Source organism: Bradyrhizobium sp. WSM4874 (assembly GCF_055811835.1).
The window spans coordinates 46,101-61,337 of the sequence record NZ_JBVVPR010000027.1; the positions used below are offsets into that span (position 1 = coordinate 46,101).

General features: G+C 63.3%; 19 protein-coding genes. 11 read left to right on the top strand and 8 right to left on the bottom strand.

The window, feature by feature from the left end; all coding sequences use genetic code 11:
* Window positions 1–3: 3 nt before the first annotated feature.
* The 3 genes from AC0L3P_RS25265 to AC0L3P_RS25275 all read right to left on the bottom strand — a co-directional run bounded on the left by AC0L3P_RS25265 (window position 4) and on the right by AC0L3P_RS25275 (window position 1,460).
* The gene (locus AC0L3P_RS25265) at window positions 4–486 is read right to left on the bottom strand and encodes a transporter (RefSeq protein ID WP_473306015.1); all 483 of its coding nucleotides are present in this window, start codon (window positions 484–486) and stop codon (window positions 4–6) included.
* A 2-nt stretch (window positions 487–488) separates the two neighbouring features.
* On the bottom strand, window positions 489–887 hold the full coding sequence (locus AC0L3P_RS25270; RefSeq protein ID WP_473306017.1) for a hypothetical protein: 399 nt from the start codon (window positions 885–887) through the stop codon (window positions 489–491).
* Between the two features lie 213 nt (window positions 888–1,100).
* On the bottom strand, window positions 1,101–1,460 hold the full coding sequence (locus AC0L3P_RS25275) for a hypothetical protein (RefSeq protein WP_027566550.1): 360 nt from the start codon (window positions 1,458–1,460) through the stop codon (window positions 1,101–1,103).
* A gap of 87 nt (window positions 1,461–1,547) precedes the next feature.
* Here AC0L3P_RS25275 and AC0L3P_RS25280 point away from each other — a divergent pair, with 87 nt between their 5' ends.
* From AC0L3P_RS25280 to AC0L3P_RS25295, 4 genes are read left to right on the top strand one after another with little or no spacing between them, the layout of a single operon-like run.
* On the top strand, window positions 1,548–2,528 hold the full coding sequence (locus tag AC0L3P_RS25280) for an ABC transporter substrate-binding protein (protein WP_473306092.1): 981 nt from the start codon (window positions 1,548–1,550) through the stop codon (window positions 2,526–2,528).
* A gap of 1 nt (window position 2,529) precedes the next feature.
* Entirely contained in the window at window positions 2,530–3,267 is a 738-nt protein-coding gene (locus AC0L3P_RS25285; protein WP_275173206.1) for an ABC transporter permease, read from the top strand.
* Entirely contained in the window at window positions 3,257–3,967 is a 711-nt protein-coding gene (locus AC0L3P_RS25290; RefSeq protein WP_473306020.1) for an ABC transporter ATP-binding protein, read from the top strand. Before AC0L3P_RS25285 ends, AC0L3P_RS25290 begins: the two co-directional genes overlap by 11 nt.
* Window positions 3,968–4,014: 47 nt before the next feature.
* Window positions 4,015–4,368, top strand: coding sequence for a hypothetical protein (locus AC0L3P_RS25295; RefSeq protein ID WP_354210604.1), 354 nt, complete (start codon window positions 4,015–4,017; stop codon window positions 4,366–4,368).
* A gap of 10 nt (window positions 4,369–4,378) precedes the next feature.
* Here AC0L3P_RS25295 and AC0L3P_RS25300 read toward each other — a convergent pair whose 3' ends face one another.
* From AC0L3P_RS25300 to AC0L3P_RS25315, 4 genes are all read right to left on the bottom strand, one after another.
* Window positions 4,379–4,588 carry a hypothetical protein gene (locus AC0L3P_RS25300; RefSeq protein ID WP_027566545.1) on the bottom strand — a complete coding sequence of 70 codons (210 nt, stop codon included), beginning with the start codon at window positions 4,586–4,588 and terminating at the stop codon, window positions 4,379–4,381.
* Window positions 4,589–4,721: 133 nt separating this feature from the next.
* Complete coding sequence (locus AC0L3P_RS25305) at window positions 4,722–5,627, bottom strand: hypothetical protein (RefSeq protein WP_473306025.1); 906 nt, start codon at window positions 5,625–5,627, stop codon at window positions 4,722–4,724.
* 36 nt (window positions 5,628–5,663) lie between these two features.
* Entirely contained in the window at window positions 5,664–5,744 is an 81-nt protein-coding gene (gene pqqA / locus AC0L3P_RS25310; RefSeq protein ID WP_018460299.1) for a pyrroloquinoline quinone precursor peptide PqqA, read from the bottom strand.
* 171 nt (window positions 5,745–5,915) lie between these two features.
* The gene (locus tag AC0L3P_RS25315) at window positions 5,916–6,308 is read right to left on the bottom strand and encodes a penta-EF hand family protein (protein WP_473306027.1); all 393 of its coding nucleotides are present in this window, start codon (window positions 6,306–6,308) and stop codon (window positions 5,916–5,918) included.
* A 342-nt stretch (window positions 6,309–6,650) separates the two neighbouring features.
* On the opposite strand from AC0L3P_RS25315, the gene AC0L3P_RS25320 reads away from it, so the two are divergent.
* The 5 genes from AC0L3P_RS25320 (at window position 6,651) to AC0L3P_RS25340 (ending at window position 11,267) form a co-directional block, all read left to right on the top strand.
* Window positions 6,651–8,315: a methanol/ethanol family PQQ-dependent dehydrogenase gene (locus AC0L3P_RS25320; RefSeq protein WP_275173213.1), complete on the top strand. Its 1,665-nt coding sequence runs from the start codon at window positions 6,651–6,653 to the stop codon at window positions 8,313–8,315.
* 10 nt (window positions 8,316–8,325) lie between these two features.
* Window positions 8,326–8,682, top strand: coding sequence for a c-type cytochrome (locus AC0L3P_RS25325; protein ID WP_473306030.1), 357 nt, complete (start codon window positions 8,326–8,328; stop codon window positions 8,680–8,682).
* Window positions 8,679–9,608: a substrate-binding periplasmic protein gene (locus AC0L3P_RS25330; RefSeq protein ID WP_473306032.1), complete on the top strand. Its 930-nt coding sequence runs from the start codon at window positions 8,679–8,681 to the stop codon at window positions 9,606–9,608. The genes AC0L3P_RS25325 and AC0L3P_RS25330 overlap by 4 nt, the downstream gene beginning before the upstream one ends.
* A 113-nt stretch (window positions 9,609–9,721) precedes the next feature.
* Window positions 9,722–10,711 carry a Bug family tripartite tricarboxylate transporter substrate binding protein gene (locus AC0L3P_RS25335; RefSeq protein ID WP_473306034.1) on the top strand — a complete coding sequence of 330 codons (990 nt, stop codon included), beginning with the start codon at window positions 9,722–9,724 and terminating at the stop codon, window positions 10,709–10,711.
* A gap of 130 nt (window positions 10,712–10,841) precedes the next feature.
* Complete coding sequence (locus AC0L3P_RS25340; protein ID WP_275173219.1) at window positions 10,842–11,267, top strand: hypothetical protein; 426 nt, start codon at window positions 10,842–10,844, stop codon at window positions 11,265–11,267.
* A 59-nt stretch (window positions 11,268–11,326) separates the two neighbouring features.
* Here AC0L3P_RS25340 and AC0L3P_RS25345 read toward each other — a convergent pair whose 3' ends face one another.
* Window positions 11,327–12,295: a helix-turn-helix domain-containing protein gene (locus AC0L3P_RS25345; RefSeq protein ID WP_106946412.1), complete on the bottom strand. Its 969-nt coding sequence runs from the start codon at window positions 12,293–12,295 to the stop codon at window positions 11,327–11,329.
* 512 nt (window positions 12,296–12,807) lie between these two features.
* Here AC0L3P_RS25345 and xoxF5 point away from each other — a divergent pair.
* Both xoxF5 and AC0L3P_RS25355 read left to right on the top strand, forming a co-directional pair.
* Entirely contained in the window at window positions 12,808–14,613 is a 1,806-nt protein-coding gene (gene xoxF5 / locus AC0L3P_RS25350) for a lanthanide-dependent methanol dehydrogenase XoxF5 (RefSeq protein ID WP_473306095.1), read from the top strand.
* A gap of 109 nt (window positions 14,614–14,722) precedes the next feature.
* Window positions 14,723–15,211, top strand: a complete 489-nt coding sequence (locus tag AC0L3P_RS25355) for a c-type cytochrome, methanol metabolism-related (RefSeq protein ID WP_354210642.1) — start codon at window positions 14,723–14,725, stop codon at window positions 15,209–15,211.
* Window positions 15,212–15,237 lie beyond the last annotated feature (26 nt).

Here is a 15,237-nt window from a genome sequence, read left to right on the forward strand (position 1 = left end):
CCCTCAATATCCTTCGCCCCAACGATACTGCCATGCGATACCAACAGCTGTCAGTTCGCTTCCCGTGCGGCTGGTGAGGCCGGTGCTGGCAGAGAGCTTGACTGAGTTTTGCCGATCGATCGGAAACGCAACCGTCACGCCCGCGCGCGAAATGGCCTGCTCGTTGTCGTTTTTGATGCCGTTGAGGATCGTGCTGCCGCCGGCGAAATACAGTCCGTCCAGCGCCATCCATATGCCGGACTGGAACGTGTAGATGACATGTCCCTGCACCGCATAGATCGGAGCCTGCGAGAACGTCTTGCCGCCGAAAAAGTCGGTGTTGTCGCTGAAGAAGGTCACGCTGGGGGCGAGCTCGACCGTCCATGGTCCCCATGCCTTTGAAATTCCGAGCTCGGGCCGGAACGACCAACGGTTGCCGCCGAGGTTGAGCAGCTTGGTGCTGTCATATTGCCCGAGGGGCGCGGAGACCTGAAGGCTTACGCCCACGATCAGATCCTGATGGTAGCTGGCGAAGTCCTTCGCCGAGAGCGCGGGAGCCCCAACAGGTTGACCGAGACACGAAATCGCGGATCGCCCAGACCGGACATCTCCCGTTCGCGCGGCTCGCCGTTGACGAGCCCATGCGCGGCAAACGACGATGTCGGCACGATCGCGTCGAACTTGGCCGACTGGCCGGCGAGGTCGAAGGACCGAACATAGGCCACTACGCCGGTATCGGAGCGGAATGTGGCATCGGCGATCGCGGTGCTGGGATCGAACGCGAGCTTGCCTTGGGCGTAAACGTAGCCCGAGATCAGGAAATTCAACCCGACAGGCGTATTCGAATACGATCGCGGCTCGGCCTCCTGCGCGCTCGAATTCGGGACCGCCGACAATGCGGCGATCATTCCCAATGCCGGGCCGAGCGGGAGCCGTCTTGCGCGACGCACTAGAGGCGCATCGGCGTTTGCATCATCGATGATGGGCGTATCAGCAACCGCCCGGTGCACTCCAACGCCGTGCCGGTCCATCGAGATATCCTACCAAGCAAGCTCGTCGGATCATACCATCGAAGCTCCGCAGGCGATCTTGACGAGGGAAGCGAAGCCGCGCGGCAACGGTCAAAAACACCTCACCTCGGCTTCCGCCTGCGCGCGCCTGAGATCGTTCACCGCGGAATTCGCCTGCTCTGACGTGCGGAACTGGACGCCGAGATTGCCGCGGACCTGGGACATGCTGAGCGCGGTTTCTGCGGTGACGTAGCGCTCATAGGACACAATCGAGGCCACCACGTCGATCGAGCAGGAACATTGTTCAATCGCCTGCCGGCTCTCGCCATTGGCCTTCATGCAGCCATAGACGTATTCGGCACGCGCCGACGTCGGATAATCATTGGCCTCTTCAGCCTGCGCAGCGAGCGCGGTCGCAGCCCACACCGCCAATGCGGCGACAATCGGTCGTAGCTGTCCGGCCAGATTCATGAGCGTCCTCCCGCTGGTTGCGACGGAAGCTATGCTATGCGTATTGTCCTGAAAAGCACTCTATCAGAGGAAACGGCTCACAAGGTGATGAGAGCATTTGGTCGATCATTGGCGCTCGCGGTGACGCTGGCGCTGACACTAGCCGGGCCCGGCCGCGCCGCGGATACCATCCGCCTTGCGGTGCAGAAGACCGGAACATTCTCCTGGGAGCTGGCCGCGATCCGCGCCGGCGGCCTCGACAAGGAGGCCGACCTGTCGCTCGACGTCAGCGAGCTTGCGAGCCCCGAGGCCGGCAAGATCGCGCTGCGCGCCGGCAATGCCGACATCATCCTGTCCGACTGGTTGTGGGTGTCGCGCGAGCGCACGCTCGGCGCCAAGCTCACCTTCTATCCCTATTCCAGCGCGCTCGGCGCGGTGATGGTGCCGGCTTCCTCGCCGATCAAGTCGCTGGCCGATTTGAAGGGCCGCAAGCTCGCCGTCGGCGGTGGTCCCATCGACAAGAGCTGGCTGCTGCTCCAGGCGCGCATGAAGCAGGACGGCATCGACCTGAAGTCGGAGGCGACCATCGTCTATGGTGCTCCGCCGCTGATAACCGCCAAGGCGCTCGACGGCGAGATGGATGCCAGCCTCAACTTCTGGAATTTCTGCGCACAGCTGGAGGCCAAGGGTTTTAAACGTCTCGCCGGCATCGAGGACATCCTGCCGAAACTCGGCGCCAAGGGCGCGGTCTCTGCAGTCGGCTATGTCTTCGACGAAAGCTGGGCGGCAAGTCATCGCGAGGCCGTGGCGCGCTTCATCGCGATGACTCGCAAGGCCAAGCAGCTGCTGGTGACCTCGGATGCCGCCTGGGACAAGATCGCGCCGCTCACCGGCACGAGCGATGCCACACTGCTCAAGACCTATCGCGAGCGATATCGCGACGGCATTCCGCGCCGGAGCATCGATGACGAAGAAAAGGACGCGCGCGTGCTCTACCGCGTGCTGGCCGAAACCGGCGGCCGCGACCTCGTGGGCTCTGCCGCCGAGCTCGATCCCGGCACGTTCTATCACGCAGTTCCCGGAGACTGAGGTGCTGCGTCTTCTGTCGTTTGCCCTGTTCCTCGCGATCTGGTGGATTGCCGCGCTGTTCGTCGGCGCCACAAAGCTGCCGTCCCCGCCCGCCGTGCTCGACGTCGTCATCGCGGAAGCATCGAGCGGCGCGCTGTTCCTGCATCTCGGCGCTACGCTTGCCCGCGTAAGCCTCGCTTTCGTGCTGGCGATGTCGCTCGGTAGCGCCATCGGATATCTGATGGGACGGGTGAAGCTCGCCGACCGGCTCGGCGATCCCTGGCTGATCCTGCTCCTGAACCTCCCCGCGTTGGTCGTGATCGTGCTGGCCTATATCTGGGCCGGGCTCACTGAAGCCGCAGCGGTCGCGGCGATCGCCATCAACAAGCTGCCGACCGCCATCGTCACCCTGCGCGAGGGCACGCGCGCGCTCGACCGCTCGCTGGACGAGATGGCGAGCGTGTTCGCGATGCCGCGCTGGCGGGCCTTCCGCCACGTCGTGCTGCCGCAGCTGGCGCCCTATATCGCAGCCTCAGCCCGCTCCGGATTGTCGCTGGTGTGGAAGATCGTGCTGGTCGCCGAACTCCTGGGGCGGCCAAACGGCGTCGGCTTCGAGATCGGCGTTGCTTTCCAGCTGTTCGACACGCCGCGGCTGCTGGCCTATTCGCTGACCTTCGCCGCCGTCGTGCTCGTGATCGAGACCGCGCTGGTGCAACCGTTCGAAGCCCGCGCAACACGGTGGCGACCCCGTGCGGCTTGAGGTCGATATCACAGGCAAGAGGTTCAGGAGTGCCGCGGGCGGAACGCAGGAGGTGCTCGCGCCGGTCAGCTTCGCGCTTCAATCCGGCGAGGTCGGCGTGCTGATCGGTCCGTCCGGCTGCGGCAAGAGCACGATGCTTCGCATCATCCTCGGGCTCGACCGCGATTTCGAGGGACGCGTCTCGCGCCCGCCGGAAGCGCGGATCGGCATGGTTTTCCAGGAGCCGCGGCTGCTGCCATGGCGCTCGGTCGAGCAGAATGTGCGGCTCGCGGCTCCCGATGTCACTGATGCCAAGCTCGCCGAGCTGTTCAGGATCCTGGAGCTGGACGCGCACCGCAGCCACTTTCCCGGCGAGCTATCGCTCGGCCTCGCCCGGCGCGTCGCGCTCGCCCGCGCGTTTGCTGTCGAGCCCGATCTGCTCGTGCTCGACGAACCCCTCGCCTCGCTCGACGATGCACTCGCCGGCCGTTTGCGCGACGAGATCGCGACGCTGGTGGCGCGCCGTCCGGTAATGACGCTGCTCGTCACCCACAGCCTGGACGACGCGATCCGGCTCGGCGACCGCCTGTTCTTGCTGTCGCCGCGACCGGCGCGCATCGTGCGGGAGGTGCCGATTGCCATCCCGCGCGCGGAGCGCAGCGAGGCCGAGCTCGGCCGGATTAGGGCCGAGCTCGCGGCGTTGCAGCTTGAATCGAAATGAGAACTCATGGTCAATTGGACCAACGACATCTTCGCGGGAGGTTCACCATGCGGCGTACGCTGATTGCGATCGGCATCCTGTTGGTTGCGATGCCGGGCGCGGCGCTCGCGCAGGCCAAGGGCAAGGGTATCCGGCTCTGGAATCTGACGACGGAAACGATCTCCGGCTTCCAGCTCTCGCCAGCCGGGAAGACCGAGTGGGGGCCGAACCAGTGCCTGAACGACAAGGACAAGGAGGTCGACCACGACGAGCGGCTGCGCATCACCGGCGTAGAGCCCGGCCGCTACGACGCCAGGGTCAGCTATCCCAATACCCGGCAGTGCATCGTGCGCGACATCGAGATCAAGGCGGATGCGGTGTTCTCGATCGCCGACAAGGATCTGAAGGACTGCACGAAGTAACGCCGGCGGCTCACGCCTTGTCGTTCGGGTGCGGGTATTCGCAGCGCCACCGCACCGCCTGCCACTTCGGATGGTCGCCAACCCATTGCGCGATATAGGGCGGCGCAGCCATCGCGCATTGCGTCGGCGACCCCGCATAGTTGAACACCAGATGCTGCTCCTCGCAGGTCGCAGGCGAGAGCACCGCACACACAGTCACCACCAGGTCGATCGGGTTCATGCCGGGATCCTCGCAGAGGCGATGAAGATTAGCACAAAAGGTTACGCTCCGAGCAACGGGAAGTTTCAATCCGGCCGCGAGAAATAAAACGGGAATTGCCCCGTCGCCTCTCCCCGCAACCGGGGCGCGAGCGTTAGAAATTGACCCCAAACACCAGCCTCGCCTGGTGGCGCTCGAAATTGACGAGGTCAAGATTGCCGCCCGACCCGGCCGGACGGCCCCAGGCCTGCATGCTCCAGCTCATGGTCAGGCGCGAGCGCTCGGAAAGCTGGAAATAAGCGGTCGGACCGACGAAGAGGGCCTGGCCTGCGAACTCGCCGAGGCCGATGCCTTCATACTGCCGGAAGTAGCGCACCTCGCCGCCGAGCAGCACGTCGGGACGCACCCGCACGAGGCCGGCGAAGGCCGCGCCGATGGTCGAGCTCTTTTCGGACAGTCCCGCCATCTCAAAACGCGCCCATTCGGGTTGATAGATCAGGTTGAGCGCCCCGATGGCGAAGTTCGGGATCAGCTCGCGATCGAAGGCGAGCGTGAAATCGGTACCGTACATCCGCCCTTTTGCGCCCGAGGTCTCGTCGATGCGGTCGCCATGGAGTTCGGCGGCGACAGTCAACCCGAATGGCGCGCGCTCGCGATCGAGCAGGCGATAGCGCAGGTCGAGCGAAGCGCCCTGAAAATTGAACTGGCGGCGGTCGCCGATATCGGGGACGCCGGTGATGTCGTGCAGCGTGGCGGTGCCGCCGACCTCGATCCGGAAGTTCGGCAGCGGCACGATCTCGATCTCGACCTCCTGCGAGAGGGCGCGATAGGTCCCGCCGCCTTTGCCGAGTCGTCCTGTCGTTTGGGTCTGGAATTCGCGCTCGCCGGGATTGCCGACATCGGTGCCGATCATGAAACCGAAGATGTGCTCGGTATCAAAGCCCTCTTCGGCGCTGACGCATGCCGGCGCGAGCGCGACGGTGCAGGCGGCTATGGTCCAGAATGTATGGGCTCTCGCGCGCATCCCCGACACTACCACGGCTTCGACGGTGGTTGCCATCGAAGCCGCGGCAGGTCGTCAGTCTTACTTGTGGTCTTACTTGCGCAAAGCGCAGGCGTACATGTTGATTTCCATGCCGACCGGCACTTCCACGATCTTCGGAGCTTTCCAGGCCATTCGGGGACTCCCAAGGGATTGAGCGCGACATCGCGCCGGCCAAAACCTAGGGCTGCGTCAGTCACAGCGCAAGTCTGGAATCGCGCCGTCGACACAGTGAACTGCCGCATCGCGCTTGCAAATTTCTCTCTCGGGCAACTCGCCTTCGCTCCCAGTCAAGCGGCGCTGTTCTCACCGCAACAAGCGCAGCAGCGCACGGCCGGCGCGCGAGTTCAGCTCCTTCCCATCCAGCGTTCCATCCTTGTCGGGATTCGCTGCGTTGAAGCGCTGCTCCACCACCGAGAGATATTCGTCGAGCGTGAGAGTCCCGTCGCGATCGGGATCGGCGGCGGCGAGTTCTTTTGCCGTTAACCGTCCGCGCAACTCGCGGGCATCGAGCGTGCCGTCGCGATCGGGATCAAGCTTGGCGAACAACGCGGCCGCCGCTTTCTTCACCTCGGCAAGATCGAGCGTGCCGTCATTGTCGGCATCGAACGTCTTGACCGCGTTGCCGGAGGCCGACCATGCCGGACCGGACAGCAGCGCAATCGTGAGCGCAAGTGCAACAGAGCGACGAGACATCATGAAAACCTCCCTCACCAAGGGCTCCGATGCGAGCCGGATCGAGACGACATAAGTCCACAAGTGAGCCTCGGTTCAAGCCCCGAATTGCAGCCTGCGCTCGGCACAACTTGCGGAACCCGTCGCCCCAACCGCTGCCGTCGCGCACGCGCTCTGCTCCATGCCGCGGAATTTCTTCAGCGCCTGCGCACAAGTGAGCATGGCTTGTCAGGTCTCCGTCAGGTGACGACATCCGGTCGCCCACCATATCGGCGTCGCAGATACGACTTTCGTATTGACGCGTTTTGCATTCGGGCGGAGTGTTGCTGTCGCAGCGTCAATAGGCGCGCATATTGGGAGGAACGGATGAAACGCTTTGCGATGGCCGCGGGCCTCGTCATGCTTGCATCGTCTTGTGCAAATGCACAAACCAGCGAGCAGCTGGTCAAGGGTGCGACCGATACATCGAATGTTCTCAACTACGGGATGGGCTACAATCTCCAGCGTTTCTCGACGCTGAACCAGATCAACAAGGACAGCGTCAAGAACCTTGTCCCGGTTTGGAACTACTCTTTCAACGACGATCGTAGCGAGGAATCGCAGCCGCTGGTGTACCAGGGCGTGATCTACGTGACGTCGCACAACGCGACCATGGCGGTCGACGCCAAGACCGGCAAGCAGATCTGGAAATCCAAGGTCGAGTATCCTGCCGAAACGCCGCGCATCGTCTGCTGCGGCATCATCAACCGCGGCGCCGCGCTCTATGAGGGCAAGGTGTTCCGCACCACGCTCGATGCCAACGTGATCGCGCTCGACGCCAAGGACGGCAAGGAGCTGTGGCGGCAGAAGGCGGCCGATATCAAGGAGGGATATTCGATGACGGTGGCGCCGCTGGTCGCCGACGGCGTCGTGATCACCGGCATCTCCGGCGCCGAGTTCGGCACCCGCGGCTTCATCGACGGCTGGGATCCGGCAACGGGCAAGCATCTGTGGCGCACCCATTCGATCCCCTCCCCCGACGAGCCCGGCGGCGACACCTGGAAGGGCGATACCTGGAAGCTCGGCGGTGGCTCGACCTGGATTACGGGCTCCTATGATCCCGAGCTGAACACGGTCTATTGGGGCATCGGCAATCCCGGCCCGTTCAATTCGGCGGTGCGCCCAGGCGACAACCTCTACACCTGCTCCGTGCTGGCGATGGATCCCAAGACCGGCAAGATCAAGTGGCACTACCAGTTCTCGCCCAACAATCCGTTCGACTATGACAGCGTGGCCGAGATGGTCCTCGCCGACATGAACGTCGAGGGCAAGCCGACCAAGGTGCTCATGGACGCCAACCGCAACGGCTTCTTCTACGTGCTCGACCGCACCAACGGAAAGCTGCTCGCGGCCAATCCTTACGTAAAGGTCAACTGGGCGACCGGAATCGACATGAAGACCGGACGTCCCATCGAGACCGACGTGTCGAAGGACGCGCGTGAGGGCAAGAAGGTGACAGTCTATCCGTCTATTCTCGGCGGCAAGAACTGGGAGCCGATGTCGTTCAATCCGCAGACCGGCCTCGCCTACGCCAACACGCTCGCCTTCGGTGGCAGGTACAAGACCGAACCCGCCACCTTCAAGCAGGGTGAATGGTATCTCGGCATGGACCTCACCGATCTCTGGGAATGGGGTGACGGCCCGCGCGGTCATCTGAAGGCGATCGATCCCATGACCGGCAAGGCGAAGTGGGAAGCACCAAGCGACATCCCGCGCTTCTCCGGCGTGCTGTCGACCGCGGGCGGCGTCGTGTTCTCGGGCGCGCTGACCGGCGAGTTCGAGGCCTTCGATGCCGACACCGGCAAGAAGCTCTGGCAGTTCCAGACCGGCTCGGGCATCGAGGGACAACCGGTGACCTGGCAGCAGGACGGCGTGCAGTATGTCGCGGTGACGAGCGGCTATGGCGGCGTCTACTCGCTGTTCTCCGGCGACGAACGCCTGGCCAAAGTGCCGCCCGGCGGCTCGCTTTGGGTTTTTGCGGTCAAGCAATAACCACGGCACGATGCTGAGAATGCTATCCCACAAGACGGTGGCGATCCTCGCCACCGTCGCGGTGCTGACGGTCGCGCTTGCGGCGACCGTTCGTGCCGCGGATGACTCAACCGGCAATCCCGTGCAGGCGCAGATCGACCACGGCAAGTCGACCTATGCCGAGAAATGCTCGCACTGCCACGGCCCCAACATGATGAACCCCGGCACCATCACGCCGGACCTGCGCGCCTTCCCCGACGACAAGACGCGCTTCGTCACCACCGTGAAGAACGGCAAGAACAACAAGATGCCGCCCTGGGCCGACATTCTCAGCGACGAGGAGATCGGGGATCTCTGGGCCTTCATTTCGAGCCGGAGGAAGCCATGAGGGTTTGGCTGGCCGCGCGGGGCATTGCCGCGATCCTCGCGGCGGCGGCTACGGCTGCACGCGCGGCCGACGACCCGCTCAAGATTTGTCTCGACGAGGACCGGCCACCGCTCTCGGTGCATCACAAGGGCAAGCCGGGCTCGGGTTTCGACGTGCTGCTGGCGCAGGCGCTCGCCGACCGGCTCGGACGGCCGCTGACGATCCAGTGGTTCGAGAGCAAGCTGGATGAGGATTCGAGCCCGCAGCTCGAGGCCAATGCGCTGCTGTCCGACGGGCGCTGCTCGCTCGTCGGCGGCTATGCGCTGACGACCGACTCCCTCGTCAAGCCAGGCATGAAAACGGCGCGCCTGCCGGATTTTGCCGGCGCCACGCGCGACGACCGGCGCCGCCGCGTCGCGCTCGGCGTGCTCGCGCCGAGCCAGCCCTATGTCTACTCGCCGATGACGGTCGTGCTCGGACCGAAGGCGCGGGGTCGCAAGATCGGCGATATCGGCGACCTCGCCGGTCTGCGCCTCGTCATCGAGAGCGGCTCGCTCGGCGATGCGATCCTCATGACCTTCGACAAGGGGCGCCTGATCGATGACATCACGCATCTCGTCCCCGGCCGCGATGATCTCCTGGGCGCACTTGCCCGTGGCGACTATGACGCAACGCTGATCGACCTCGGCCGCCTCGACGCCCATCGCGCCGCGCACCCCGATACGGCGATCACGGCCTCCGGCTATTACTATCCGATCGGGGCCAACCGCGGCTATGTCGGGCTGGTCAGCGATCACGGGCTGATCGACGCCGTCAACAAGGCGCTGACCAGGCTTGCTGCCGAGGGCAAGATCGCCGAATTCGGCACACAGGCGGGGCTGACCTATCTGCCGCCGCGGGAGCCTGCGGTTCTCGGTGACGTCTGGATGAAGATCATTCAGCGCTAATGGACACTTGGCGCACTAAGCGCGGCCCTTCGAATGCGCCAATCTGTCTCGCCTGCCACCCATGGCAGAGGCGACCCGATGCAGTACCGTCGGCGACAATCCGGGAGAGAATCATGTCCACAAGGCTCGATCGCCGCCACTTCATCGCCGCCGGCACCACCACACTCGCGATGCCTTTCGTCTCACGCGGCGCCTCGGCGCAGGCTGCGTGGCCAACGCGGCAGATCCGCATGATTTGCAGCTATCCCGCCGGCGGACAGACCGACCTGCTCGCACGCGCTTATGGCGAATTCATCTCCAAGCAGGTCGGAAAGACCGTCGTCGTCGAGAACAAGCCCGGTGCCGCCGGCGCGATCGGGACGGCGGAGGTTGCCCGCGCGGAGCCTGACGGCCACACCATCCTGTGCTCGATCTCGACCACCTACATCATGAACCGGGTGGTGATGAAGACTCCGGGCTACGACATGGACAAGGATCTGACGCTCGTCAGCGTCATTCCGGGCGCCGGCCTGTTGCTGGTCGCGAACCCGAAGACCGGCGTCAAGACACTGGAGGATTTCGTCGCCTTTGCGCGCAAGAGCGGCAAGGTCAACTTCGGCACCTATAGCGCGGGCTCGGCCCCGCATATGACGGTCCACGAGCTCAACAAGCAATACGGCCTTGCCATCGAGCCGATTCACTATCGCGGCGAAGCCCCGATGTGGACGGGCATGCTGGAAGGTACGCTCGATGTCGCCATGGGCAGCTACACGGCAGCGCAATCGGTTTTGCAGAGTGACCGTGGCACCGTGTTCGCGGTGCATTCGAAGAAGGTCGACGCGATCCCTGATATCAAGACGCTCCCCGAGCAGGGCGCGACGTCGAAATTCTTCACTGTCAGCGGCTTCTCGGGCTGGGCCGTGCCGAAAGCGACACCGCAGCCGGTCGTCGACCGCCTGGCGGAGCTTTGCGTCGCTGCCAACAGCGATCCGAAGGTGAAGGAGGTACTCACCACGTTCGTGCTCGAACCCGCGATCGGCTTCAAGGAAACCAACGCGCTGTATCAGCGCGAGCTGCCGATCTGGATCGAGAGCGCGCGGTCGCTCGGCCTCGAGCCCTCCTGAACCGCGAGGCAAGACGCCCTTCGCGGCGCAGCATCCGACCAAAGCCTAGTGCCGGAAACGCATTTTCCCGCTGTGATTGTGCGACGCTGGCGGGAAGGTTTGACCGGCGCGGAGAAGAAAGGCCGATCCCATGACACCGGATGGCGTTGCCGTAGCCGTCATGATCATCCTGCTCTTTCCGATGGGCTATTTCACGCTGGCGTCTCCGGCCTTCCTGCTGGTGAAGCTGGATATCCAGCCCGTCGCCCAGCTTTTGCGCGGAATGTTCAATGCGCATTTTCTGGTGATGCGCGTTGCCGGACTGATTGGGACGGTCGCTTTCCTGCTCGACGGTCGTTTGGTCGCCGCGATGGGCGTTGGCCTCCTTGCAGCCCTGGCGATCTACGGGCGCCGCGGGTTCATGCAACGGATGGACGAACAGCTCAGCGCCAGGGACGCCGGCGATGCCGAGGCCCCGCGCCGGCTACGCCGACTGCATTGGAGTGGAATGCTGGGCAACGCGGTCTTGCTCGTCGCTCTCCTGACCAGCATTCCCTACATCGCCATATCGGCGTGAGAGACAGCGCGGGCGTGTGACGGTCAACCCTGGTCGTCGACGCCGAACCTGGCGTTTGCCTAATGCTCGTCCGCCGCAACGGCGCCCTGCTGCGCCTTGTGGATCGAGGACGGCACCACGCCGAAATATTTCCGGAACACCCGGCTGAAATGCGATGAGCTGGAGAAGCCCCAGGAGAACGCGACGTCGGTGATGGTCTTGCCGGCGTGGGCCTCGAGCTCCTGGCGGCAATTCTGAAGACGCGCCTGCCAGATGTAGTCGCTCACCGTTGTGCCTCGCTCCGAGAACAGCATGTGCAGATAGCGCTTGGAGCAACCGAGCTCGTTGGATATCTGGTCGATGCACAGATCCGGATCGCGCAAATGCTCACGGATGAAGAACTGCGCGCGCACATAGGTCGCTTCTGGCCCGACGCGATCGAGCATCGTGTCCGCCTCGCGCAGCGGCAGCAGCAAGAGGTCGATCAGCGAATCGGCGACCCCGACTGCACTGTTCGCCGACAGCTTGGCCGCCTCGTCGAAGGTCGCATGCACGAAATCGTGGGCGATCCGCCCCGTCCCCGTGCGTGAGGTCAATTTGCAGGCGGGCATCCGCTGCGACGGGAATCCGCGGTCGCGCAGCAGCGCCTTCGGCACGATCACCACGTCGTGGCGCGTGAAAGCGGGGCTGATGATCGAATGCGGACAGGAGACGTCATAGGCGATGATGTCGCCCGGGTTCAGCTCGATGTGGCGGCCTTCCTGCTCGAAATAGGACACGCCGTATGTCTGGAAGTGGATCTTGATATACGGATGTTCGTTGGCCTTGGCGCGCGCCAGCGTGTGCGCGATGCGATGCTGGCTGACCTCGATCTGGCAGAGCTTCAGGCGCGAGACGCTAGTGTAGTCGATGCGGCCTTCGAGCGAAGACGCTTCCAGCGGATCGACGTCGAAATGCCCACACAGGCTGGTCAGCCCGTCGATCCAGCTCTGGATCTGCCGCTTCGGCGTCATTCCCGTCGTCGAGAGCGTGTGAATTGTGTCGGACATTAATCCAGCCACTGGTTTGATCCGGAGATTTTGACGCGAATCGCGAGCCGCGCTGCCGGAGCCCTGAACCGTGATTGCGTGACGTTTACCTCGATTTTGAGCGATCTTGTGGAACGAGCGCCATCGTTCCATTGCCACCCTTGAAAGTTAATCCTCCGCCTTAGTTGCTGCGCCGTCAAGGGGAACCTAAGCGTGGAAGGCGGTCCCAAAGCGCTGCGGAAGCCGCTGAATTCGCTACTGCAAAATCAAAATCTTCGCGGCCGTGCGCTGTCAAGCAAACCAGCTTCTCTCTTGGGCAAGTTTCCCGGTGGCGAAGTCGCTACGGATGCATCAGGAACAACAAAAACGGGCCGCTCCTGCACGTGGACCCGTAGCTCTCATCAGGAGGAGAAAGCACCACAGCATCGTTTCTGGTCCCAAACGTGACCGCCCTGCACGAGCAGACACCGGACGAGAAGCCCGGTGATTGAGCAATGCTTCGGAAAAATAAACGAGACAACGGAGGAATGACTATGCTCAAGGTACTACTGGCGACCTTTCTTGGGTCCGCGGCGGCTCTCGCCGTAGGCAGCGCGTCAGCCAATGACGAGCTGAACAAGATGGCGCAGAACCCGAAAGACTGGGTGATGCCGGCGGGCGATTATGCAAATACCCGCTATTCCAAGCTCAACCAGATCAATGCTCAAAACGTCGGCAAGCTCCAGGTCGCCTGGACCTTCTCGACCGGCGTGCTGCGCGGCCATGAAGGCGGCCCGCTGATCATCGGCAACATGATGTACGTCCACACGCCATTCCCGAACAAGGTCTACGCTATTGACCTTTCGAACGAGAACAAGATCGTCTGGAAGTACGAGCCGAAGCAGGATCCGAACGTCATCCCCGTGATGTGCTGCGACACAGTCAACCGCGGCGTATCTTACGGCGACGGCAAGATCTTCCTGCATCAGGCCGACACCACCCTGGTCGCGCTCGATGCCAAGACCGGTCAGGTTGCATGGACCGTCAAGAATGGCGATCCCGGCAAGGGCGAGACCGGCACCTCGGCGCCGCTCGTCGTCAAGGACAAGGTGCTGATCGGCATCTCCGGCGGCGAGTTCGGTGTTCAGGCCCATATGACCGCCTACGACATCAAGACCGGCAAGCTGGCTTGGCGCGGCTACTCTGAAGGGCCGGATGATCAGATCCTGGTCGACGCAGAGAAGACCACCGCACTCGGCAAGCCGGTCGGCAAGGACTCGAGCCTGAAGACCTGGCAAGGCGATCAGTGGAAGATCGGCGGCGGGGCCACCTGGGGCTGGATCTCCTACGACCCCGAGCTGAACCTCGTCTACTACGGATCGGGCAATCCCTCGACCTGGAATCCGAAGCAGCGTCCCGGCGACAACAAATGGTCGATGACGATCTGGGCTCGCAACCCTGACACCGGCCAGGCCAAGTGGGTTTATCAGATGACGCCCCACGACGAGTGGGACTATGACGGCGTCAACGAGATGATCCTCTCGGACCAGGCCATCAACGGCCAGCCGCGCAAGCTGCTGACGCACTTCGATCGTAACGGCCTCGGCTACACGCTCGATCGTGCCACCGGTGAACTCCTGGTTGCCGAAAAGTACGATCCGAAGGTGAACTGGACCTCCGGCGTCGACATGGACAAGAACTCGCCGACCTACGGCCGCCCGAAGGTGCTCGACGCAGCTTCGACCGACAAGGCGGGCGAGGACCACAACGTGAAGGGCATCTGCCCGGCCGCGCTCGGCACCAAGGACGAGCAGCCGGCAGCCTACTCGCCGGACACGCAGCTGTTCTACGTTCCGACCAACCACGTCTGCATGGACTACGAACCGTTCAAGGTGAGCTACACCGCGGGCCAGCCCTATGTGGGTGCGACGCTCTCGATGTATCCGCCGCAGGGTGAAACCCACATGGGTAACTTCATCGCCTGGGACGGCAAGACCGGCAAGATCGTCTGGTCGAACAAGGAGCAGTTCTCGGTCTGGTCGGGTGCGCTCGCAACCGCGGGCAACGTGGTGTTCTACGGAACGCTCGAAGGCTACCTGAAGGCAGTCGACGCCAAGACCGGCAAGGAGCTCTACAAGTTCAAGACTCCCTCCGGCATCATCGGCAACGTCACCACCTATGAGAACGGCGGCAAGCAGTATGTCGCAGTGCTCTCCGGCGTGGGCGGCTGGGCCGGCATTGGTCTGGCGGCAGGTCTGACCGATCCGACCGCCGGTCTCGGCGCAGTCGGTGGCTACGCGGCGCTCAGCAACTACACGGCACTCGGCGGTACGCTGACCGTGTTCTCGCTGCCCAACTAGACCTCTCAGCATCGCTCCGGCGCGTGGATCAACTCCACGCGCCGGCTCGTCTCACCGAATGCCTTCCGAGGAAAATCTCTTGCGTAAAATCTGCTCTGCCATTGCTGCGATGTTCTTGGTCGCGTCCGGAGGAATTGCCGTCGCGGACGGCTCAGGTGACCCGACTGCCGTCAAGCAGAACGAAACCGGCGAATGGTCCGACAAGGAAGGCAACCCAACCTACAAGGTCACTGACGGATCCGTCGACTGGTACACCTATTCCGGATACCGCCGCTATCACTCGGACTGCCATGTGTGTCACGGCCCGGATGGAATGGGCTCGACCTACGCCCCGGCGCTGAAGGATTCGCTGAAGACGATGAGCTACGCCGATTTTCTCGGCGTCGTCGCCTCCGGCCGCAAGAACATCTCGACTGCCGCAGACAACGTGATGCCGGCCTTCGGCGATAACCCGAACGTCGCCTGCTACATGGACGATCTCTACGTCTATCTGCGCGCCCGGTCCAACGAGGCCTGGGGCCGCACAAGACCCGGCAAGCACGAGGACAAGAACGACGCCTATACCAAGAACGAAGATTCGTGCATGGGCAAGAAGTGAACGTGCGGAGCCCGACCAGGACCTGG